This window comes from Kitasatospora sp. NPDC092948, from assembly GCF_044754805.1.
Lineage (GTDB): Bacteria > Actinomycetota > Actinomycetes > Streptomycetales > Streptomycetaceae > Kitasatospora.
Window position 1 is genome coordinate 725,366 of sequence record NZ_JBIVPU010000003.1, and the last position, 23,036, is coordinate 748,401.

Annotated in this window: 13 protein-coding genes; 6 read left to right on the top strand and 7 right to left on the bottom strand. The window is 72.7% G+C overall.

The annotated features are described in order from the left end of the window. Positions 1-203: 203 nt before the first annotated feature. Together treS and ACIQF6_RS12795 are read right to left on the bottom strand one after the other, a co-directional pair. On the bottom strand, positions 204-1,922 hold the full coding sequence (treS, locus tag ACIQF6_RS12790; protein WP_400893599.1) for a maltose alpha-D-glucosyltransferase: 1,719 nt from the start codon (positions 1,920-1,922) through the stop codon (positions 204-206). Further along, positions 1,919-3,874, bottom strand: coding sequence for an alpha-1,4-glucan--maltose-1-phosphate maltosyltransferase (locus ACIQF6_RS12795; protein ID WP_400893601.1), 1,956 nt, complete (start codon positions 3,872-3,874; stop codon positions 1,919-1,921). The genes treS and ACIQF6_RS12795 overlap by 4 nt, the downstream gene beginning before the upstream one ends. Positions 3,875-4,848: 974 nt before the next feature. Here ACIQF6_RS12795 and glgP point away from each other — a divergent pair. After that, positions 4,849-7,524, top strand: a complete 2,676-nt coding sequence (glgP, locus tag ACIQF6_RS12800; protein WP_400893603.1) for an alpha-glucan family phosphorylase — start codon at positions 4,849-4,851, stop codon at positions 7,522-7,524. Between the two features lie 181 nt (positions 7,525-7,705). Here glgP and ACIQF6_RS12805 read toward each other — a convergent pair whose 3' ends face one another. Both ACIQF6_RS12805 and ACIQF6_RS12810 read right to left on the bottom strand, forming a co-directional pair. Further along, positions 7,706-9,427, bottom strand: a complete 1,722-nt coding sequence (locus ACIQF6_RS12805; protein ID WP_400893605.1) for an ABC transporter ATP-binding protein — start codon at positions 9,425-9,427, stop codon at positions 7,706-7,708. Further along, on the bottom strand, positions 9,424-11,145 hold the full coding sequence (locus ACIQF6_RS12810) for an ABC transporter transmembrane domain-containing protein (RefSeq protein ID WP_400893608.1): 1,722 nt from the start codon (positions 11,143-11,145) through the stop codon (positions 9,424-9,426). The genes ACIQF6_RS12805 and ACIQF6_RS12810 overlap by 4 nt, the downstream gene beginning before the upstream one ends. Before the next feature lie 315 nt (positions 11,146-11,460). Between ACIQF6_RS12810 and pnuC the strand changes: the two genes are divergently transcribed. Next, positions 11,461-12,042 (top strand): nicotinamide riboside transporter PnuC, encoded by a 582-nt coding sequence (gene pnuC, locus ACIQF6_RS12815; RefSeq protein WP_400893610.1) that lies wholly within the window; start codon positions 11,461-11,463, stop codon positions 12,040-12,042. Continuing rightward, positions 12,039-13,097, top strand: a complete 1,059-nt coding sequence (locus tag ACIQF6_RS12820) for an AAA family ATPase (protein ID WP_400893612.1) — start codon at positions 12,039-12,041, stop codon at positions 13,095-13,097. The genes pnuC and ACIQF6_RS12820 overlap by 4 nt, the downstream gene beginning before the upstream one ends. 67 nt (positions 13,098-13,164) lie before the next feature. Here the strand turns inward: ACIQF6_RS12820 and ACIQF6_RS12825 are convergent, their stop codons facing one another. Beyond that, complete coding sequence (locus ACIQF6_RS12825; RefSeq protein WP_400893614.1) at positions 13,165-14,997, bottom strand: ABC transporter ATP-binding protein; 1,833 nt, start codon at positions 14,995-14,997, stop codon at positions 13,165-13,167. Beyond that, on the bottom strand, positions 14,994-16,838 hold the full coding sequence (locus ACIQF6_RS12830; protein WP_400893616.1) for an ABC transporter ATP-binding protein: 1,845 nt from the start codon (positions 16,836-16,838) through the stop codon (positions 14,994-14,996). Before ACIQF6_RS12830 ends, ACIQF6_RS12825 begins: the two co-directional genes overlap by 4 nt. A 319-nt stretch (positions 16,839-17,157) precedes the next feature. Here ACIQF6_RS12830 and ACIQF6_RS12835 point away from each other — a divergent pair, with 319 nt between their 5' ends. From ACIQF6_RS12835 to ACIQF6_RS12845, 3 genes are read left to right on the top strand one after another with little or no spacing between them, the layout of a single operon-like run. Next, complete coding sequence (locus ACIQF6_RS12835; protein WP_400893618.1) at positions 17,158-18,567, top strand: family 2B encapsulin nanocompartment shell protein; 1,410 nt, start codon at positions 17,158-17,160, stop codon at positions 18,565-18,567. 27 nt (positions 18,568-18,594) lie between these two features. Then, positions 18,595-19,791, top strand: a complete 1,197-nt coding sequence (locus ACIQF6_RS12840; protein WP_400893620.1) for a family 2 encapsulin nanocompartment cargo protein terpene cyclase — start codon at positions 18,595-18,597, stop codon at positions 19,789-19,791. Positions 19,792-19,826: 35 nt separating this feature from the next. Then, positions 19,827-20,690, top strand: coding sequence for a geranyl diphosphate 2-C-methyltransferase (locus ACIQF6_RS12845; protein WP_400893622.1), 864 nt, complete (start codon positions 19,827-19,829; stop codon positions 20,688-20,690). A gap of 40 nt (positions 20,691-20,730) precedes the next feature. Here ACIQF6_RS12845 and glgX read toward each other — a convergent pair whose 3' ends face one another. Then, positions 20,731-22,929: a glycogen debranching protein GlgX gene (glgX, locus tag ACIQF6_RS12850; RefSeq protein ID WP_400893624.1), complete on the bottom strand. Its 2,199-nt coding sequence runs from the start codon at positions 22,927-22,929 to the stop codon at positions 20,731-20,733. Positions 22,930-23,036: the final 107 nt, after the last annotated feature.

Sequence of the window (23,036 nt, forward strand, 5' to 3'; positions counted from 1 at the left end):
TTCGACGGCGCGGCGGCGACGGCACGCGAGCCGCTGGCTCGGTGTCACGCCTTCGTGTGGATGGCCGTTGGGCTGTTCTCCGTACGCGGTGGTGCGAAGACCTCCGGGGGCGCGCGGAGCAACTCGCGCGCCCGCGGAAGGGGCGTCCCGATCGGGGCCTGACGGATCGTCGGTGCTCGGGCGTGGCGCGGCGGCCCCCGCCGCTACTTCGCCCCGGACGCCTTCGCCGGGGACTGGCGCAGCTGGAACCAGTAGAAGCCGTGGCCGGCCAGCGTCAACAGGTACGGCCACTCGCCGATGGTGGGGAAGCGCACGCCGCCGATCAGCTCGACCGGGTACCGCCCCCCGTACTGCCGCAGGTCCAGTTCGGTCGGCTGCGCGAACCGCGAGAAGTTGTTCACGCACATGACCAGGTCGCCCTCGTACTCGCGCACGAAGGCCAGCACCGCGGGGTTGCTGGAGGGCAGCTCGGTGTAGCTGCCGAGGCCGAACGCGGGGTTGAGCTTGCGGATCTCGATCATGCGACGCGTCCAGTGCAGCAGCGAACTCGAACTGCTTTGCTGCGCTTCGACGTTGGTCACCTGAAAGCCGTACACCGGGTCCATGATGGGCGGCAGACTGAGCCTGCCCGGGTCGGCGGAGGAGAAACCCGCGTTGCGGTCCGGCGTCCACTGCATCGGGGTGCGTACGCCGTCCCGGTCGCCGAGCCAGATGTTGTCGCCCATGCCGATCTCGTCGCCGTAGTACAGCACCGGGCTGCCGGGCAGCGAGAGCAGCAGCGCGGTGAACAGCTCGACCTGGTTGCGGTCGTTCTCCAGCAGCGGGGAGAGCCTGCGGCGGATGCCCACGTTGGCCCGCATCCGCGGGTCCTTCGCGTACTCCGCGTACATGTAGTCGCGCTCCTCGTCGGTGACCATCTCCAGGGTCAGCTCGTCGTGGTTGCGCAGGAAGATGCCCCACTGGCAGCCGGACGGGATCTCCGGGGTCTTCGCCAGGATCTCGGAGACCGGGTAGCGGGACTCCCGGCGGACCGCCATGAAGATCCGCGGCATCACCGGGAAGTGGAACGCCATGTGGCACTCGTCGCCGCCGGAGCCGAAGTCGCCGAAGTAGTCGACCACGTCCTCCGGCCACTGGTTGGCCTCCGCCAGCAGCACGGTGTCCGGGTAGTTGGCGTCGATCTCCTTGCGGACCCGCCGCAGGAAGTCGTGGGTCTCCGGCAGGTTCTCGCAATTGGTGCCCTCGCGGGCGTACAGGTACGGCACCGCGTCCAGCCGGAAGCCGTCGATGCCGAGGTCCAGCCAGAACCGCAGGGCCGCCATCACCTCCTCCTGCACCCGCGGATTGTCGTAGTTCAGATCCGGCTGGTGACTGAAGAAGCGATGCCAGTAGTACTGCTTGCGGACCGGGTCGTACGTCCAGTTGGAGCTCTCGGTGTCGACGAAGATGATCCGCGCGTCCGGGTACTGCTTGTCGTCGTCGGCCCACATGTAGAAGTCGCCGTACGGGCCGTCCGGGTCGCTGCGGGAGGCCTGGAACCACGCGTGCTGGTCGCTGGTGTGGTTCACCACGAAGTCGATGATCACCCGCATGCCGCGGGCGTGCGCCGCGTCGACGAACTCCACGAAGTCGGCCAGGTTGCCGAACTCCGGGAGCACCGACTGGTAGTCCGAGACGTCGTAACCGCCGTCCCGCAGCGGGGAGTTCATGAACGGGGGGAGCCAGAGGCAGTCCACCCCCAGCCACTGGAGGTAGTCGAGCCGCGAGGTGAGCCCCTTGAGGTCTCCGACGCCGTCGCCGTTGCTGTCCTGGAACGAGCGCACCAGGACCTCGTAGAAGACCGCGCGTTTGAACCACTCGGGGTCGCGGTCCCGGGCGGGGGTGTCGGCGAAGGTGTCGGGGACGGGCTCGTTGACTGTCACTGAGGGTTCCTCCGAACCGTGAGGAGGTGGGCCGGCCCGGTAGAGGGATCGAGCCGGACGTAGTTGTGACGGCCCCAGGCGTACGTCGCGCCGGTCAGCTCGTCGTGCACCGTCAGCGGCCCCGGCACGTCGAGCGTGACGGTGGCCTCCTGGACGTGGTGCGGGTCCAGGTTGACCACGCAGATCACCTGGTCCTCCAGGCCGTCCTCGGTGACGGCGCTCTTGGAGAACGCGATGATCCGCTCGTTGTCGACGGCGTGGAAGCGCAGGTCCCGCAGCTGTTGCAGCGCGGGATGCCGGCGGCGCAGCCGGTTCAGGGCGGTCAGCAGCGGTGCGAGGGAGTCGGGCCGGGTCCAGTCGCGCGGCCGCAGCTCGTACTTCTCCGAGTGCAGGTACTCCTCCGAGCCGGGCTTCGCGGGCTCGTTCTCGAACAGCTCGAAGCCCGCGTACACCCCGAAGGTCGGCGACAGCGCCGCCGCCAGCACCGCCCGCACCGCGAACGCGGCCGGCCCGCCGGTCTGCAGGTACTCGGGCAGGATGTCCGGGGTGTTGGCGAAGAAGTTCGGCCGCATGTAGGCGGCGGCCTCGCCGGTCAGCTCCGTCAGGTATTCGGTCAGCTCGGCCTTGGTGTCGCGCCAGGTGAAGTACGTGTAGGACTGGTGGAATCCGACCTTGCCCAGGGTGTGCATCATCGCCGGGCGGGTGAACGCCTCCGCCAGGAACAGCACGTCCGGGTCGGTGCGGGCGATGTCCGCGAGCACCTTCTCCCAGAAGTTCACCGGCTTGGTGTGCGGATTGTCGACGCGGAAGATCCGCACCCCGTGGCCCATCCAGAACCGCAGGATCCGCACCGTCTCGCGGACGATCCCGTCGAAGTCCTGGTCGAAGTTGACGGGGTAGATGTCCTGGTACTTCTTCGGCGGGTTCTCGGCGTACGCGACGGTGCCGTCCGCGCGGTGGCTGAACCACTCCGGGTGCTTGTGCACCCACGGGTGGTCCGGCGAGCACTGGAGCGCGAAGTCCAGCGCCACCTCCAGGCCCAGCGCGCCGGCCTCCGCCACGAAGTGGTCGAAGTCCTCCAGGGTGCCCAGGTCCGGGTGGACGGCGTCGTGCCCGCCCTCCGGGGAGCCGATCGCCCACGGCGAGCCGACGTCCTGCGGACCGGCCTCCAGGGAGTTGTCCGGGCCCTTGCGGTGGGCCCGGCCGATCGGGTGGATCGGCGGCAGGTACACCACGTCGAAGCCCATCGCGGCGAGGGCGGGCAGCCGCTCGGCGGCCGTCCGGAAGGTGCCGGAGACCGGCGGCTCCACCCCGTTCGGGTCCACCACCGCGCCCTCCGAGCGCGGGAAGAACTCGTACCAGGCGCCGAACAGGGCCCGCTTGCGGTCCACCTGGAGCGGCTGCGGGCGGGTCGCCGAGAGCAGCTCGCGCAGCGGGAAGCGGTCCAGCAGCGCCGTCACCTCCGGGACCAGCGCCGCCGCGTAGCGGCTCAGCGGGGGCAGGCCGGAGTCGCGCAGCGCGTCCACCGCGGCCAGCACCTGGGCCCGGCCGTCCTTCTTCGGCACCCCGGCCGCCGCCCGCTCCAGCAGTTGGGCGCCCTCCTCCAGCACCAGCGCGGTGTCGATCCCGGCCGGCAGCTTCACCGCCGCGTGCCCCCGCCAGGTCGCCACCGGGTCGCCCCAGGCCTCCACCAGGTACGACCAGCGGCCCGGCGCGGTCGGCGTCACGTACGCGCCCCAGCGGTCGCTGCCCTCGGACAGTTCGCGCATCGGCGTCCACGGCCCGGAGCGGCCGCGCGGGTCGCGCAGCACCACATTGGCCCCGACCGCGTCGTGGCCCTCGCGGAACACCGTGGCGGAGACCAGGAAACGTTCACCCTCCACGGCCTTGGCCGGACGCCGGCCGGCGTCGACGAGGGGGGTCACGTCAAGCACGGGGATGCGGCCGATCACGGTGTCGCTCTCTGTCGTCGTGCGGGTGGGGCGGGCCGGGCGGGCCGGCGTCCTGCGGGGGGATGACGTGGTGCCGGTGGTGGGCGCAGTGGGTTCGGAGGCGGCGGTGGCCGCTGGGGCGCCGGTGGGCGGGGCGGCGGCGGACCTGACGGTGGTGGTCCGTTTCGACGCGGCCCGGCGCGGGGTTCCCGCGCGTTTCTCGCCCGGTGCGGCCGCCCTCCGGCGGGCCGCCGCGGTACGCGGGGCCGGTACCGGGGGTTCCCCGGCCGACGGCCCGTCAGGGGTGTGGTCCGTCGCCGGTACCGTGGACTGGTCCCGCGTGTCGCCGTGCATGCCAAGCTCCTGCCCGAGATCGGCGGCAGCTCTGCCCGGCGGGCGACGCCGGGAGAGTACCGGGAGGACTGCTGGGTGAGGAAGGACGTGCGGCCCGCGCGGGCCCCGTGTCGACGGACCCGGACACCCAGCCCGCCGACCGCCGCAGCGGGACCCGCCGCGCCGAACGCACGTGTCCCGGCGCGCGTCGCTCGGTGCGCGCCCCCGCGTGACCCAGCCCACCGGAAAACGACCGGTCGGGGAACGAGGACACGCAGAGACACGCCCACTGGGGCCGAATGGGCTAAAGAGTGTGAGGGCACGTCAAAACTGGACCTGCACCGGCCGGAGGCAGCGGGGGGACGACCGTCCGATCGCTCACCAGCGGCACCCACGACCTTGTTGCATCCTCGCACCGCGGGCAAGAGGTACGGGCGGGTAGGCGTGCGGTTTCAGCCGGTATGCAAGGCCGAATCAGACACCCGCAACACCTCCGTTCCCAGGAGTTCACACCCGACGGCGCATGTTTTCCCAGCCTGCGCCCTCCGTGCGCCGGGATTTGCCACCACGCGCCCGGAACGATCTCAACGCTGCTCCGAACGGGTGTGGTGACCGCAAGTTGACGCCTCGTCAGGCGCGCGAACGGGTCTACGCTTCAAGCCGTGAAGGCAATCCGAAGGTTCACCGTCCGCACCGTCCTGCCCGAACAACTGCAGCCACTGCACGAGCTCGCGCTGAACCTCCGCTGGTCCTGGCACCCCGAGACCAGGGAACTGTTCCGCTCCGTCGACCCGGACGTCTGGGCCGCCGTCGGAGAGGACCCGGTCCGACTGCTCGGTGAAGTCCCCGCCGCCCGGCTGGCCGCCCTGGCCGGCGACCGGCGGTTCCTGCGCCGGCTCGGCGACCTGGCCGACGACCTGCGCGACTACCTCACCGGACCGCGCTGGTACCAGAGCGACACCGGCCCCGAGGACGGGGCTCCCGCCGGCATCGCCTACTTCTCGCCCGAGTACGGCATCGCCGCCGCCCTCCCGCAGTACTCCGGCGGCCTCGGCATCCTGGCCGGGGACCACCTCAAGGCCGCCTCCGACCTCGGCGTCCCGATCATCGGCGTCGGCCTGTTCTACCGCCACGGCTACTTCCGGCAGTCGCTCAGCCGGGACGGCTGGCAGCAGGAGCGCTACCCCCTGCTCGACCCCCACGCGCTCGCCGTCACCCTGCTCCGCGAGGCCGACGGCACCCCCTGCCGGATCGACCTCGCGCTGCCCGGCGGCCGCACCCTCGCCGCCCAGGTCTGGCGCGCCCAGGTCGGCCGGGTCCCGCTGCTGCTGCTCGACTCCGACATCGAGGCCAACAACCCCGCCGAACGCGACGTCACCGACCGGCTGTACGGCGGCGGCAGCGAACACCGGCTGCTGCAGGAAATACTGCTCGGCATCGGCGGCGTCCGCGCCGTCCGCACCTACGCCCGGCTCACCGGCCACCCCGAACCCGAGGTGTTCCACACCAACGAGGGCCACGCCGGCTTCCTCGGCCTGGAGCGGATCGCCGAACTCACCACCGCCCACCCCGACCTCGGCTTCACCGACGCGCTGGAAGCCGTCCGGGCCGGCACCGTGTTCACCACCCACACCCCCGTCCCGGCCGGCATCGACCGCTTCGACCGGGACCTCGTCGCCCGCCACTTCGGCGGCGACGCCGCACTCCCCGGCGTCCCGGTCGACCAGGTGCTCGCACTCGGCGCCGAGAGCTGGGCCGGCGGCGACCCCAAGCTGTTCAACATGGCCGCGATGGGCCTGCGGCTCGCCCAGCGCGCCAACGGCGTCTCCACCCTGCACGGCGCCGTCAGCCGCGAGATGTTCCGCGGTCTGTGGCCCGGCTTCGACGCGCCCGAAGTCCCGATCACCTCGATCACCAACGGCGTGCACGCCCCCACCTGGATCGACCCCGCCGTGGTCCGGCTCGGCGCCACCGAGATCGGCCAGGAACGCGCCGAGGAGGCCATGGCGGTCGGCACCACCGGCCAGTGGACCGGCCTGGAGCGGATCGGCAACGCCGAAGTCTGGGAACTGCGCCGCACCCTGCGCGCCCAACTCGTCGACGAGGCCCGGCAACGGCTGCACGCCTCCTGGCAGCAGCGCGGCGCCGGCGACGCCGAACTCGGCTGGACCGGAACGGTCCTCGACCCCGACGTCCTCACCATCGGCTTCGCCCGGCGCGTCCCGTCCTACAAGCGGCTCACCCTGATGCTCCGCGACCCCGCCCGGCTGCGCGCCATGCTGCTGCACCCCGAACGGCCCGTGCAGATCGTCGTCGCCGGCAAGGCGCACCCCGCCGACGACGGCGGCAAGCGGCTCATCCAGCAACTCGTCGCCTTCGCCGACGACCCGGCCGTGCGGCACCGGATCGTCTTCCTGCCCGACTACGACATGGCGATGGCCAAGGCCCTCTACCCCGGCTGCGACGTCTGGCTGAACAACCCGCTGCGCCCGCTGGAGGCCTGCGGCACCTCCGGCATGAAGGCCGCGCTGAACGGCTGCCTCAACCTCTCCATCCTCGACGGCTGGTGGGACGAGTGGTACGACGGCCAGAACGGCTGGGCCATCCCCACCGCCGACGGCGGCACCGGCGAGGGCGTCCTCGACCCGGAGAGCCGGGAGGCCGAACGGCGCGACGACATCGAGGCCGCCGCGCTCTACGACCTGATCGAGAACCAGGTCGCCGCCCGCTTCTACGACCGCGCCGCGGACGGGCTGCCGCACCGGTGGATCTCCATGGTCCGGCACACCCTGGTGACGCTGGGCCCCAAGGTGCTCGCCGGGCGGATGGTCCGCGAGTACGTGGAACGGCTCTATGTCCCGGCGGCGGGCGCACGCCGACGGCTGGCCGGAACGGCCTCCGACTACGCCGGCGCGAAAGCGCTGGCGAGCTGGAAGGCGACGGTCCGCGAGGCGTGGCCGGCGGTGCGGGTCGAGCACGTCGAGGCGGAGGGGGTCGGCGAGGCGCAGGAGCTGGGCGCGACGCTGGCCCTGCGGGTGCAGGTCGCGCTCGGCCGACTCGGGCCCGAGGACGTCGAGGTGCAGGTCGTCTCCGGGCGGGTCGACGAGAGCGACCGGATCTCCGAGGCGACCACCCTGGCCCTGAAGCCGGCCGTGGGCGGGCCGGACCTGGAAGGACGCCAGCGCTACGAGGGCTACCTGGAACTCTCCCGGACGGGCCCGTTCGGCTACACGGTCCGCGTCCTCCCGGCCCACGCCGGCCTGGCCTCGATCGCGGAACTGGGGCTGGTGGCGGTGCCGGTGGAGCTGGGCGGTCTGGAGGCCGGCGTGCTCCGGTGAGGACATTCAGGGGCTCGGGGAACGGCGAGGTCCTGTTGCCGGCGGTCGGGGACAGCGGTTGGGCATGGCGGCGGCGGGCCTCAAGACAGGGACCAGGAACGGCGGAACGCCGAGCGCCCTGTCGGCCCTCCGCGGACACGGCCCCGCCGTTCCCCCGAGCCCCTGGTGGTGAGCCCGCTGCTCACCCTTGCCAGGAGTTCCAGAGCCTCGCGTACGGGCCGTCCGTCAGGACGAGGGTCTCGTGGGGGCCGAGGTCGGTGAGGCGGCCGTGGGTGAGGACGGCCACCCGGTCGGCGTCGTGGGCGGTGTGGAGGCGGTGGGCGATGGCGATGACGGTGCGGCCGGTGAGGGCGGCGGCGAGGGCGCGTTCGGTGTTGCGGGCGGCCGTGGGGTCGAGGAGGGCGGTGGCCTCGTCGAGGATCAGGGTGTGCGGGTCGGCCAGGATGACGCGGGCGAGGGCGAGTTGCTGGGCCTGGGCGCCGTCCAGGCGATTCGCGGGGCCGAGGTCGGTGTCGAGGCCGTCGGGCAGGTCGTGGCGCCAGCCGACGGCGTCGAGCGCGGCGGTGAGGGCGGGGTCGTCGGCGTCGGGTGCGGCCATCCGCAGGTTGTCGCGGAGGGTGCCGAGGAAGACGTGGTGCTCCTGGGTGACCAGCACGACCTGACGGCGGAGCCGCTCGGGGGAGAGGTCGGCGAGCGGGACGCCGCCGACGGTGACGGCGCCGGTGCGGGGCCGGTCGATGCCGGCGAGGAGGCGGCCGAGGGTGGTCTTGCCGGAGCCGGACGGGCCGACCACGGCGAGCCGTTCGCCGGGGCGCAGGTCGAGGTCGAGGCCGTGCAGCACGTCGGGCCCGTCCGGGTAGGCGTAGCGGACGCCGGTGACCCGGATCCGGTCGTCGGCGGGTTCGCGGTCGGCGGTCGGGGCGGGGGCCGGCGCGGCGGCCAGGCCCTCGACCCGGGCGTACGCGGCGGTGCTGCTCTGCACGGATTCGAGCAGGACGACGATGGTGTCGAGGGGTTCTTCGATGCGCCGCAGGTAGAGCACGGCGGCCACGGCCGCGCCGAGGGTGACGGTGTGGTGGGCGACCAGCACGGCGCCGAGCGGGAGGGCCAGGACCATCGGCAGGGTGTACGAGAGGTTGATGACGGCGAAGAAGCGCAGCCGCAGGTGCAGGGTGCGCCGCCGGGCGCGGTCGGCGGTGTCGATGGCCCGGTCGCCGGTGTCGAGGCGCTGCTGCTGGAGCCCGAGGGCGTCGACGGTGCGGGCGCCGTTCGCGGTGGCGGAGAGGGTCTCGGCGAGGCCGGCGTTGGCGGCCCGGTCGGCGAGGTAGGCGGGGCGGGCGCGGCGCAGGTACCAGCGGGCGCCGAGGGAGATGCCGACGACGCCGAGCAGTCCGCAACTGCCCAGCAGGGGGCTGACGGTGATGATCGCGCCGAGCACGAACAGGGTCTGGGCGGCGGCCACGAAGAGTTCCGGCGCGGCGTCCCGGAGGGTTTCGCCGACGGTGGTGGCGTCGGTGGTGCCGCGCGAGGTGAGGTCGCCGGTGCCGGCGCGTTCGGCGGTGGCGGCGGGCAGGGCGAGGACCCGGTCGAGGAGTTGTTCACGGACCCGGGCGGCGGCCCGTTCGCCGAACCGGTGGGCCAGGTACAGCGCCTGGCGGTTGGTCAGGATCTGGGCGGTGGCGCAGCCGAGGAGCAGCAGGCCGAGGCGGTCGATGTCGGCGGTGGTGCCGCCGGAGGTGACCCGGTCGATGATCCGGCCGAGCAGCCAGGGCCCGGCCAGGCCGAGCAGCGCGGCGAGGCCGTTGAGGGCGAGGACGACGGTGAAGGCCCGGCCGTCCTCGCGGACCAGTCGGGCGGCGGCCCGGCGGACCTGGCGGGCGGTGGCGATCGGCAGCAGGTTCACTTGGCCGCCTCGGTGCGGGAGTCGGCGCCGCGGGTGACCAGGGCGCGGTAGCCGGGCTGGGTGCGGAGCAGTTCGCGGTGGGTGCCGGTGGCGGCGACCTTGCCGTCCACCAGGTAGTGCACGGTGTCGGCCTGGTCGAGCAGCAGCGGGGAGGTGCTGGTGAGGGCGGTGGTGCGGCCGGTCCGGGCGGCGCGCAGTCCGGCGGCCATCGCGGCCTCGGTGTGGGCGTCCACCGCGGAGGTCGGTTCGACGGCCAGCAGGACGTCCGGTTCGGCGGTCAACACCCTGGCCAGGCGCAGGCGTTGGCGCTGTCCGCCGGACAGGTTGCGGCCGTCGGCGGCGATCGGGGCGTCGAGCCGGCCGCCGAGCGAGCCGAGCACGTCGAGGGCGGCGGCGGCCTCCAGCGCGGCGTGCAGGGCGTCGTCGGGGGCGTCGGTGCGGCCGCGGACGGTCTCCCGCAGGGTGCCGGCGAACAGGGCGGCCTCGTTCTCGGCGAGGGCGATCCGGGCCCGGACCTCGGTCAGCGGCAGGTCGGTGAGCGGGGTGTCGCCCCAGTCGGCCGTGGTGGCGGGGGTGAGCCGGGCGAGGCGTTCGGCGACGGCGGCGGTGTCGGCGGGCCGGGCCGCGGCGAGCACCGTCAGCTCGCCGGGGGTGAGCCGGACCCCCGACTCGTGGTCGACCAACTCGACGGCGGCCGACGGGGGTCGGACGCTTCCGAGGTCCGGGTCCGGGGCCAGGTTGAGGAAGTCGGTGACCCGGCGGGCGCAGACCAGGGCGCGGCCGATGTCCTGGCTGTTCTCGATCAGGAAGTACACCGGGGCCACCAGCACGGCGGCGTACGCGAACGCCGCCGCGAGCTGACCCGGCGTCAACTCGCTTTCGGCGGCGAGCCGGGCGCCGAGCCAGGTGACGGCGGCCAGCAGCACCACCGGAAGTCCGCCGCCGAGTGCCTGGATCCAGCTGACCGCCGCGCCGACCCGGTAGCCCTCGGCGCGGACCGCCTGGGAGTCGGCCCGGTAGCGGGCCGCGTACACGTCCTTGCCGCCCAGGCCGTTCAGCACCCGCAGCCCGCCCGCCAGGTCCTCGAACCGGGCGGTCAGTCGCCCCTGGTGGTCGCGGAAACGGCTCTCGGCGGTCTGCTGACGGGCTATCAGGGGCCGGAGCGTCAGAGCGAGGACGGGGAGTCCGAGCAGGACCACCAGGGCCAGCAGCGGGGAGAGGGTGAGCAGGATCGCGGCGACCGTCAGGTAGCAGACCAGCGCGCCCACGCCGGGCCCGATGAACGTCAGCGCCATGGCGATCCGGGACACGTCGGAGATGCCGATGGTGACCACCTCGCCGGCCGAGACCTGGCGGGGCAGCGCCGCGCCGAGCCGCACGCTGTGCCGCAGCACCACGCCGATGGTGCGGAACGACGCGTCGTTGCGGACCAGCGTCATGGTGCGGTGCCGCCACCAGGCCAGCAGCAGGTTCAGCAGCCCGAAGCCGAGCATCGCCGCCGCCCAGCCGAGCACCACTCCCGGCCGGCCCGGCCGCAGGCCGTCGTCGATGGCACGGGAGAGCAGGTAGGGCTGGACGGTCAGCCCGAGCATCCAGGTGGTGCCGTAGAACGTGCCCGCCAGCGAGCGGCGGCGCTGGCTGAGGACCAGCCACCACAGGAAGCGGAGCGGGCTGCGGGCATCCGGGGGGCCGGCACGGCCGGCGGTCGGGTCGTCCATGGGCCGAGGCTAGTGTCGGTGGGCGGAGCCGGTCGATCGATTTCCGGTGCACCCGGGGCGGGTCGGGCCCCGGTGGAGTGCCGGGTCCGACGGGGTGTCAGGTGACGGTGAAGTCGTCGGCGCCGGCGGAGAGTTGGACGCCGCCCCGGAGCCGGTCCGGACACGGGGGTCGCGTCGGCCGCCCCCGGCCGGGGGAGTCGCGCCGGGTGCGATCCATCGCACGGTCCGCTGTCGCCGGCCCACTGGAAAAGCCCTTGTGGGGGCGGGTGCGACCGGTTATCGTCACTCCGACGCAAAGCCTGGAGGAGGGCACACATGGAGTGGACGGAGTGGCTGGGGTTCGTCACCGGCGCGATATGCGTATGGCTGACGGTGCGGACCAACGTGTGGACCTTCCCGGTCGGCATCGCCAACAACGGGTTCTTCCTGGTGGTCTTCGGCGCCGCCGGCCTCTACGCCGACGCCGGTCTCCAGATCGTCTTCCTGGTCCTCGCCGCCCACGGCTGGTGGCAGTGGCTGCGCCGCGGCGCCGACGGCGAACGGCTGGTGGTCCGAAGCGGCGGACCGCGCGCCATCGGGATCGCGATCGGTGCGGTGATACCCGCCACCGGGCTGCTCACCTGGCTGCTGACGGCCGTTCACGACACCGCACCGTTCTGGGACGCGCTCACCACCGCGCTCTCGCTCGCCGCGCAGTGGCTGCTGAACACCAAGCGGATCGAGAACTGGTACCTGTGGACAGCCGCCGACCTGATCTACATACCGCTGTACGTCTCGAAGGGGCTGTACCCCACCGCCGCCGTCTACGTGCTGTTCCTCGGCCTGTGCCTGTACGGCCTGCGCACCTGGCGGCGCGAACTCGGCGTCCGCCCGGCCCGGCCGGCGGTGGCCGCATGAGCCTGTTCCGACACGCGCTGGTGATCGGCAAGTTCTACCCGCCGCACGCCGGGCACCACTTCCTGATCCGCAGCGCCGCGGACGCCGCCGAGCAGGTCACCGTGGTGGTGATGGCCGCCGACAGCGAGACGATCCCGCTCGCCGACCGGGTCCGCTGGATCCGCGAGGTCTGGCAGGCCGAGACGCACGTACGGGTGGTCGGCACCGTCGACAACATCCCCGTCGACTACGACGACCCGGAGATCTGGGACGGCCATGTCGCCCTGATGCGCGGCGCGCTGCGCGCCGGCGAGACGATCGACGCGGTGTTCTCCTCCGAAGACTACGGCTACGAACTCGCCCGCCGCTTCGACGCCGCACCCGTGGTGCTCGACGTGGACCGGGCCACCTTCCCGGTCTCCGGCACCGAGGTGCGAGCCGATCCGGCCGCGCACTGGGCGGACCTCGAACCCGCCGTCCGGGCCGGGCTCACCCGCCGGGTGGTCGTCCTGGGCGCGGAATCCACCGGGACCACCACGCTCTCGCTCGACCTCGCCCACGCGATGCGCTCGCGCGGCGGGGCGCACGCGCTCACCGGGTGGGTCGCCGAGTACGGGCGGGAGCTCACCGCGGCGAAGCTCGCCGCCGCGCGGGGGCGGGCGGCGATGGCCGGGGCGCCCGCGCCGACCGTCGATCAACTGGAGTGGGACGACCGGGACTTCGCGCTGGTCCGGAAGCGGCAGGCGGAGGCGGAGGAGCGCGCGGCGCGGGCCGGCGGGCCGGTGCTGATCTGCGACACCGACCTGCTGGCGACGGCGGTGTGGGAGGAACGCTACTGCGGTCGCACCGAGCCGGAGACCTGGGCGGCGGCAGCCGGGCAGGCCCGCCGTGAGCTGTACGTACTGACCTCGCACGAAGGGGTCGCGTTCGAGGACGACGGGCTGCGGGACGGGGAGCACCTGCGGGAGTGGATGACCGGGCGCTTCCGCGAGGTGCTCAGTGCCTCCGGCCAGCGGTGGATCGAAGTGCGGGGGAGCCGGGAGGAAAGAGTGACTACCGTGCTCGGGACGCTCTGACGTCGGGGGGGCACCACCAGGGGCTCGTGGGGGCACCTGGTGGTGAGCCTCCTGGGTTCGCACCCTCCTACACCAGGCTGTCCTTCCAGGTCTGGTGGAGTGTCGCGAAGCGGCCTTCGCCGGCGATGAGGGCGGCCGGGGTGCCGTCCTCGACGATGTGGCCCTGGTCCATGACGAGGACGCGGTCGGCGATCTCGACGGTGGAGAGGCGGTGGGCGATGATCACGGCGGTGCGGCCGGCCAGGACGGTCCGCATGGCGTGCTGGACGGCCTGTTCGCCGGGGACGTCGAGGGAGGAGGTGGCCTCGTCGAGGATCAGGACGGCGGGGTCGGCCAGCAGGGCGCGGGCGAAGGCGACGAGTTGGCGTTGGCCGGCGGAGATGCGGCCGCCGCGCTTGCGGACGTCGGTGTCGTAGCCGTCGGGGAGGGCGGCGATGAACTCGTGGGCGCCGATCGCGCGGGCCGCGGCCTCGATCTCGGCGCGGGTGGCGTCCGGCTTGCCGACGGCGATGTTCTCGGCGACGGTGCCGGAGAACAGGAACGACTCCTGGGTGACCATCACGACGTTGGCCCGCAGGTCGGCGGTGGCGAGGTCGCGGAGGTCGACGCCGTCCAGCGTGATGGCGCCGGCGGTGGGGTCGTAGAAGCGGGCGAGCAGCTTGGCCAGGGTGGACTTGCCCGCGCCGGTCGCGCCGACCACGGCGGTGGTCTGTCCGGCGGGGAGGACGAGGTCGAACTCGGGCAGGATCTCCTTGCCGTTGGCGTAGGCGAACCGGGCTTCGCGGAAGGCGACTTCGCGGCCCTTGCCGGACGCGGCGGGCAGCGGGGCGGGCTCGGCGGGCTCGGGGACGGAGGGCTCGTGGGCGAGCAGGCCGGCCATCTTCTCCAGTGCGGCGGCGGCCGACTGGTAGCTGTTCAGGAACATCGCCAGCTGGTCGATCGGGTCGTAGAGCCGGCGCAGGTAGAGCACGAAGGCGGTGAGCACACCGAGTTCGAGGCTGCCGTCGCTGACCAGCAGGGCGCCGAGGACGACCACGCCGGTGATCCAGGTGTTGGCGGTCATCCGGGACAGGAAGACGTACCGGGCCATCTCCAGCAGGCCGTCCGCGGTGGCGGTGGCGGACTGCTGGTTGAGGGCGTCGAAGGCCCGGTTGTTGGCGGATTCGCGGCGGAACGCCTGGACCGGGCGGATGCCGTTCATGGTCTCGGTGAAGCGGACGATCAGCCCGGCGGTGACGGTGCGGGAGCGGCGGTAGACCTGCTGGGAGCGGCGCCGGAAGGACCGGATGATCAGGTACATCGGCAGGAAGGACACCAGGGCGGCCAGGCCCAGGCGCCAGTCCATCAGGACGAGGACCACCGTGATGTAGCCGACGGACAGACAGACCATCAGGAGTTCCTGCAGGCCCTCGGAGAGGAGTTCGCGCAGGGTGTCCACGTCGCTGGTGGCGCGGGAGATGATCCGGCCGGAGGTGTAGCGCTCGTGGAAGTCCAGGCTGAGCCGCTGGGCGTGCTTGAAGATCCGGCCGCGCAGGTCCAGCAGGATGTCCTGGTTGATCCGGGCCGCGAGCCGGATGAAGGAACGTTGCAGCAGGGTGGCGACCAGAGCGCAGCCGAGGTAGGCGGCGGTGACGGCGATCAGCGGGCCGGAGTCGTGGCCGCGCAGGGCGGGGATGCCGCGGTCGATGGCGTAGGCGACCAGCAGCGGCCCGGCCTGCAGGGCGGCCTGCTGGACCAGGACGGCGAGCACGGCGACGACGATCCGGCGGCGGTGCGGGGCGAGCAGCGAGCCGAGCAGGGCGCGCGGGGCGCCGGGCGGGACGGGGATGTCCTGGTCGTCCTCGGCCGCGGGGAGCAGGTCGTCGTCCTCGACGGCGGGTTCCGCGACGGCGGTGGTCATCGGGCCAGGGCCCCTTCCAGTTCGGGTTCGCCGGACATCAGGGCCCGGTAGGCGGGAGAGGACTGCAGGAGTTCCTGGTGGGTGCCGACGGCGGTGATCCGTCCGTCGGCGAGCAGCGCGACCCGGTCGGCCAGCAGCACGGTGGACGGGCGGTGGGCGACCACCAGCGCGGTGGTGTCCGCGAGGACCTGCCGCAGGGCGCGTTCCACCAGCGCCTCGGTGTGCACGTCGAGGGCGGACAGCGGGTCGTCCAGGACCAGGAAGCGGGGCTCGCCGACCACGGCGCGGGCCAGCGCGAGGCGCTGGCGCTGGCCGCCGGACAGGCTCAGGCCCTGTTCGCCGACCTCGGTGTCCAGGCCCTCGGGGAGCCGTTCGACGAAGCCGGCCTGTGCGACGTCCAGGGCGCGGGCGAGGCGCTGCCGGTCGGCGTTCGGGGCGCCCATCAGGACGTTCTCGCGGACGGTGGCGGAGAACAGGGTGGGGTCCTCGAAGGCGACGGCGACCTTGCGGCGCAGGTCCTCGCGCGGCAGGTCGCGGATGTCGGTGCCGTCCAGCGTGATCGACCCGGCGGTGGGGTCGTACAGGCGGGGGAGCAGCGCGGTGAGGGTGGTCTTGCCGCTGCCGGTGGCGCCGACCAGGGCGAGCGTCTCGCCGGGGCGGATGTGCAGGTCGATGCCGCCCAGCAGGTCGGGGGTGCCGGCGGGGGCGTCGGGGTAGCGGAAGCGGACGCCGGTGAACCGGATGCCGCGGTCGTCCGCGGGGGCGTTGCCGGACGGCGGATCGGCGGGCTCCGGCTCGTCCATCACCTCGAAGTACCGGTTGGCGGCGCTGGCGGCCTCGGCGGCGAAGCCGAGCAGCCAGCCGAGCGACTCGACCGGCCAGCGCAGGGCGAGCGCGGTGGAGAGGAAGGCGACCAGGGTGCCGGCCGAGAGTTCGTCGTGGGCGACCAGCACGACGCCGGTGGCGATGGCGCCGCCGAGGGCGAGTTCGGGCAGGCCGACGATGACCGCCCACAGGTTGCCGAGCAGACCGGCCTTGCGGAGTTCGGTGTCGCGCAGGTCGGCGCTGTGCCGGCGGAACTCCTCGGCCATGGTGCGGTGGCGGCCGAAGGCCTTGAGGATGCGGATGCCGAGCACCGACTCCTCGACCACGGTGGCCAGGTCGCCGTTCTGGTCCTGGGCGAGCCGGGAGGCGGCCGAGTAGCCGGCCTCGAAGCGGCGGGTGTAGATCATCAGCGGGATCGCCGGGATCAGCGTGATCAGGGCGAGCCGCCAGTCCAGCGTGAACATCAGCGCGGTGCCGGTCAGGAAGACGGTGGAGTTGACCACCAGGAAGACCAGCGGGAAGGCCAGGAACAGCCGCATCACGAACAGGTCCGAGGTGGCCCGGGAGAGCAGCTGCCCGGACGGCCAGCGGTCGTGGAAGGAGATCGGCAGCCGCTGCAGCTTGGCGAACAGGTCGCCGCGCAGCCTGGTCTCCACCTTGGCCAGCGGGCGGGCCACGATGATCCGGCGGACGCCGAACAGGCCGGCCTCGGCGAGGCCGAGCACCAGCAGGACGACGGCGAGCGGCCACAGCCCGGCCAGGTCGTGGTGGGCGACCGGCCCGTCCACGATGGCGCGCAGGACGATCGGCACGGCCAGCACGCTGAGCGAGGCGAGCCCGGCGGCGGCCATCGAGCCGAAGATCCGCCAGCGGGCCTCGCGGGCGTACGGCCACAGGCGCAGCAGGGAGCGCACCGGCGATCGGGGTACCGATTCGGGTGAACTTCCGGTGTCGCCGGTTGACGGAGTGTTCGATTCCGCGGGGGTGGGCGGAGCGGGGTTCTGGTTCTCGGCCATCGCCGAGAGGGTAGGCACAGGCACTGACATTTCTCATCCGCTTTTTTGCCCCTGTCGGTGAGATCCGGCCAGGCCGGACAGGGCGTCAACCCGAATGGCGGTGCTCCCCGTTGCGCCGTTCGGGCCGCCCCGGGCGTCGCGCGCCATGGTCGGAAGCCCCCCGGGGCAGGGGCGCACACCGGGTGTGAACCGGCGCAAGGGGCGCACTTCGGTCGATCGACACACCCCGAGCGCCTGCTTGCAGGCCCCCTGCCCCCACGGTGTCTGATCTGGCCGATGTGATCGCGGTGGATCACCTGAGCAGCGCAGGAGAACCAGCATGTCGGTCGAGACCGAGCACGCCCCCGAAGCCCAGGACGCGAAGCAGCAGAGCCTGAGCACCGCGGCGGCGCGCAACCTCGCCACCACGACCAAGTCCAAGCCGCAGATGCAGGAGATCAGCTCACGCTGGCTGCTGCGCAAGCTGCCCTGGGTCCAGGTCTCGGCCGGCACCTACCGGGTCAACCGGCGGCTGTCCCACGCGATCGGCCGCGGCCGGGTGTCCTTCGTGCAGACCGGCCGGGAGGTCAAGGTGGCGGGGCCCACCCTGACCGAAGTCCCGGTGCTGCGCGGCTTCGACGACCTCGCGGTGCTGAACGAGCTCGCCGGCCGCTTCGTCCAGCGCGGCTTCAGCGCCGGCGAGGTGCTGGTCCAGGAGGGCACCCCGATCACCGAGGTGTTCCTGATCGCGCACGGCAAGGTCGAGCGGATCGGCACCGGCAAGTACGGCGACGAGACGGTGATCGCCGTGCACGCCGACGGCGACCACATCGGCGACGAGGCGCTCAACATCGCCGACGGGAACTGGCCGTACACCGTGAAGGCCGCCACCGCGGGCACCGCCATGTCGCTGTCCTGGCCGGCCTTCCAGGAGATCGTGGACCGCTCCCCGGCCCTCCAGGCGCAGATCGCCGTGTTCCAGGCCGGGCAGGCCGCCGCGCAGAACCCGCACGGCGAGGCCCGGATCGACATGTCGGCCGGCCACGAGGGCGAGTTCGCGCTCCCCACCGCCTTCGTGGACTACGAACTCGGGCCCCGCGAGTACGAGCTGAGCGTCGCCCAGACGGTGCTGCGGGTGCACAGCCGGGTCGCCGACCTCTACAACCAGCCGATGGACCAGACCCAGGAACAGCTGCAGCTGACCATCGAGGCGCTCCGCGAGCGCCAGGAGCACGAGATCGTCAACAACCCGGAATTCGGGCTGCTCTCCAACTGCGCCTTCGACCAGCGGATCCAGACCCACGCCGGCGCACCCACCCCCGACGACCTGGACGAGCTGCTCGCGATGCGCCGCGACACCGAGTTCATGTTCGCGCACCCGAAGGCGATCGCCGCGTTCGGCCGGGAGGCCAACCGGCGCGGCGTGTACTTCTCCACCGCCGAGGTGCACGGCCACCGGGTGCCCGCCTGGCGCGGCGTCCCGCTGCTGCCCTGCAACAAGATCCCGGTCCGCGGCGGCAGCACCTCGATCCTCGCGATGCGCACCGGCGAGCACAACCAGGGCGTGGTCGGCCTCACCCAGGTCGGCATCCCCGACGAGGTCGAGCCCGGCCTGAACGTCCGCTTCATGGGCATCGACGAGAAGGCCGTCGTCAACTACCTGGTCTCCGCGTACTACTCCGCCGCGATCCTGGTCCCCGACGCGCTGGGCGTGCTGGAGAACGTCGAGGTCGACCACCCCCGGTCCTGACCGCCCCCACGCCGAAAGACGACCGACATGCCCTCACTGCTCTCCCGGACGCTCGCCGCCCCCAACGGCACCCACGAGCTGGCGGCGCTGGTCTCCGCCATCCTCACCGACCCCGGGCGACCCGCCCCCGAACGGCTCACCTGGCACGCCCCCGGCCCCACCGGACTCGGCACCAGCGGCCTGCTGACGCACCGTCCGACCGTCCCGAACCAGTCCACCGGGGCGACCGACGACATCGTCCGGGACGCCCCCCGGGCCCGGCCGATCACCAACGGCAAGGCGCCCGCGCTGTACTGCCCGCCCGCGGTGCGCGACGACCCGGCGCTCGGCGACCTGGTCAACGAGCGGCTGATCGAATGGGCCGAGGGAATCGGCATCTACCCCGGCCGCACCGACATGCTGCGCAAGGCCAACTTCGGCCGGCTGATGATGCTCGGCCACCCCGAGACCGACGACCCCGACCGGCTGCTCGCCGCCGCCAAGTGCGGCCTGGCCGAGTGGTCGGTGGACGACCACATCGTCGACGCCGAGGTCGAGGAACCCCAGTACGAGGTGCTCGGCCAGCGCCTGGCCATCTGCCACTCCACCATCGACCAGGCCCACCTGCCGCGCCGCTACGCCCCCCAGCTGGAGGAGCACATCCAGCGCGACCCGGTTGCCAAGGCGTTCCGCTCCGCGCTGGACGGCCTGGCCGGGTACGCCAGTTGGAACCAGGTCCGGCGGCTGCGGCACGAGCTGGCGATCATGTTCGTGGCGTACGGCCAGGAGGGCATGTGGCACACCAGCGGGCACCGCCCGCCGGTGTGGGAGTACCTGATGCACCGTCACGAGAACTCCTTCATCCCGTGCATGGTGCTGGTCGACGCGATCGCCGGCTACGAAGTCCCGCAGGCCGAGTTCGCCGACCCCGCGGTCCGCCGCGCCTTCACCCTGGCCGGCACCGCCACCGTGCTGATGAACGACCTGTACTCGATGGGCAAGGAAGACCCCAGCGACTTCAGCCTGCCGATGCTGATCGCCACCGAGGAGGGCTGCTCGCTGGAGGAAGCCGTCGAGCAGAGCGTGGCGGTGCACGACGAACTGATGCACACCTTCGAGGCCGAGGCCTCCGCCCTCGCCCTGACCGGCTCGCCCGAGCTGCGCCGCTTCCTGGCCGGCACCTGGGCCTGGGTCGGCGGCAACCGCGAGTGGCATGCGGGCAGCGCCCGCTACCAGACCGACTGACCCACGTCCACCGCCAGTTGAGGAGCAATCCGTACATGACCACCACCGCCGTCCCGAGCGCCACCAGCGTGCTGCGCACCGCGTTCCAGAAGTCGGTCGCCAACTACTGGAACCTGGAGAAGGACCCGGTCAACATCAAGCTCGGTGAGGTCGACGGCCTCTACCACCACCACTACGGCCTCGGCCCGGTCGACCCCTCGGTGTTCGAGGGCCCGGACGAGACCCGCGACGAACGCATGATCAAGGAGATGCACCGGCTGGAGACCGCCCAGGCCGACGTGCTGCTCGACCACCTCGGCGACATCGCGCCCACCGACGCCCTGCTGGACGCCGGCTCCGGCCGCGGCGGCACCAGCATCATGGCCAACCTGCGGTTCGGCTGCGAGGTCGACGGCGTCTCCATCTCCGAGCAGCAGGTGGCGTTCGCCAACGGCCAGGCGCACGAGCGCGGCATCGCCGACCGGGTCCGCTTCCACTTCCGCAACATGCTGGACACCGGCTTCGAGACCGCCTCCCGCCGGGCGATCTGGACCAACGAGACCACCATGTACGTGGACCTCTTCGAGGCGTTCGGCGAGTTCTCCCGCCTGCTCGCCCCCGGCGGCCGCTACGTCTGCATCACCGGCTGCTCCAACGACGTGATGGGCCTGCGGTCCAAGGCCGTCAGCCGGATCGACGAGCACTACATCTGCAACATCCACCCGCGCAGCCAGTACTTCAAGGCGCTGGCCGCGAACAACCTGGTGCCGATCAGCGTGGTCGACCTGACCGCCGACACCATCCCGTACTGGGAGCTGCGCGCCCAGTCCTCGGTGGCCACCGGCATCGAGGACCCGTTCCTGACGGCGTACAAGGAAGGCAGCTTCCACTACCTGATGATCGTCGCCGACCGGGTCTGACGGTCGAACCTTCGGAGGGCCCGGGAGACCGGGCCCTCCGTCATGCCGTCAGCAGCATCGCCGAGCGGCCGGTCAGCGTCACCTCGGCGACCGGGTCCGGCTCCGGCGGACCGGCCAGGGCGGTGTCGATCAGCGGGCGGTGCGGGCCGGGCAGGACGAAGCGCCGCGGGCCGGGGCCGGCGTTCAGCAGCAGCAGGAAGTCGTCGTCGTGCACCGGGCGGCCGCGCTGGTCGCGCTCGGCCATCGCACTGCCGGACAGCCGCAGCGCCAGCGCGCGGGTCGGGGCGAACCAGTCCGCCTCGGTCATCTCCTGCCCGTCCGGGGCGAGCCAGCTCACGTCCCGCAGGCCGTCCGGCCCGGCGGGGCGGCCGGAGAAGAACGCCCGCTGCCGCAGCACCGGGTGGGCCCGGCGCAGCCGGATCAGCCGGGCCGTCAGCTCGGCCAGCGAGCGCCACTGCGGGTCGTCCAGCAGCGACCAGTCCAGCCAGCCGATCTCGTTGTCCTGACAGTAGGCGTTGTTGTTGCCGCGCTGGGTGCGGCCCAGTTCGTCGCCGGCCGTCAGCATCGGCACGCCACTGGACAGCAGCAGCGTGGTCAGCAGGTTGCGCAGCTGACGCACCCTCAGCCCGCGGATCGCCGGGTCGGCGGTGTCGCCCTCCGCGCCGTGGTTCCAGGACCGGTTGTCGTCGGTGCCGTCCCGGTTGTCCTCGCCGTTGGCCAGGTTGTGCTTGCGGTCGTAGGAGACCAGGTCGCGCAGGGTGAAACCGTCGTGCGAGGTGATGTAGTTGACGGAGGCGTAGGGGCGTCGGCCGCCGCGCTGGTACAGGTCGGAGGAGCCGGCGATCCGGGTGGCCAGCTCGCGCACGTCCGGCCGGGCGCCGCGCCAGAAGTCCCGCACGGTGTCCCGGTAGCGGTCGTTCCACTCGCCCCACAGCGGGGGGAAGCCGCCCACCTGGTAGCCGCCCGGGCCGACGTCCCACGGCTCGGCGATCAGCTTCACCCGGCTGAGCACCGGATCCTGCGACACCGCGGCCAGGAACGGGTGCTCCATCTCCACCGCGTCGCTGCCGCGGGCCAGCGCCGCCGCCAGGTCGAAGCGGAAGCCGTCCACGCCCATCTCCGCCACCCAGTAGCGCAGCGAGTCGGTGATCAGCCGGATCACCTGCGGGCGGCGGGTGTCCAGGGTGTTGCCGCAGCCGGTGTAGTCGGCGTAGCCGCGGCGCGAGCGGTCCGGCCGGTAGTAGCCGGCGTTGTCGATGCCGCGGAAGGACAGCGCGGGGCCCATCACCCCCGCCTCGGCGGTGTGGTTGAACACCACGTCGAGGATCACCTCGATGCCCGCCGCGTGCAGCGCCCGCACCATCCGCTTGAACTCGCCGACCTGCTGGCCCCGGCTGCCGGACGACGAGTAGCCGGCGTGCGGGGCGAAGAAGCCCAGCGTGTTGTAGCCCCAGTAGTTGACCAGGCCGCGCTCCTGGAGGTGGTCCTCGCTGACGTGGTGATGGACCGGCAGCAGCTCCACCGCCGTCACGCCCAGCCCCGTCAGGTGCGCGATCGCCGCCGGGTGCGCCAGGCCCGCGTAGGTGCCGCGCAGCTCCGGCGGGACGTCGGGGTGGCGCATGGTGAAGCCGCGCACGTGCAGCTCGTACAGCACCGTCTCGGCCCACGGCGTCTTCGGGCGCCGGTCGTCGTACCAGTCGTCGGTGTCGTGCACCACCACGGCCCTGGGCACGTACGGCGCCGAGTCCCGGTCGTCGCGGACGGTGTCGGCGACGTCCCGCTCCGGCCAGTTGCGGACCGCCGAGCTCACCGCGTCGTGCGTGGTGCAGCCGCCGTCGACGGCCCGGGCGTACGGGTCGAGCAGCAGCTTCGCCGGGTTGAACCGGGCGCCCGTCCACGGGTCCCACCGGCCGTGCACCCGGAAGCCGTAGCGGGTGCCGGGCAGCACGCCGGGCAGGTAGCCGTGCCAGGTCTGGTAGGTCTGCTCGGTCAGCCGGTGCCGGCTCTCCCGGCCGTCCTCGTCGAACAGGCACAGGTCGACGGCCTCCGCGCCGGGCGCCCAGAGCGCGAAGTTGGTGCCCCGGCCGCCCTCGTCGTCGGCGCGGAACCGGGCCCCGAGCGGCTGCCAGCTGCCCGGCCAGGGCGGTTCCGGGGCGGTCCGGGGCGCCGAGCCGTTCAGCCGGGCGGCCGCTCGCGCCGCCCGGGAGGTGCCCGTACCCAGCTCCTGCCACGCCGTCATGGCGACCCTCCCAGCCATTCGGGGGCCCGTCCCCGTTCTTCCGGTTGTTCCCTGCACGACGGCGCGCGTCACCCCGCGACGGGGTTCGTGACGCACCGTGACCAATC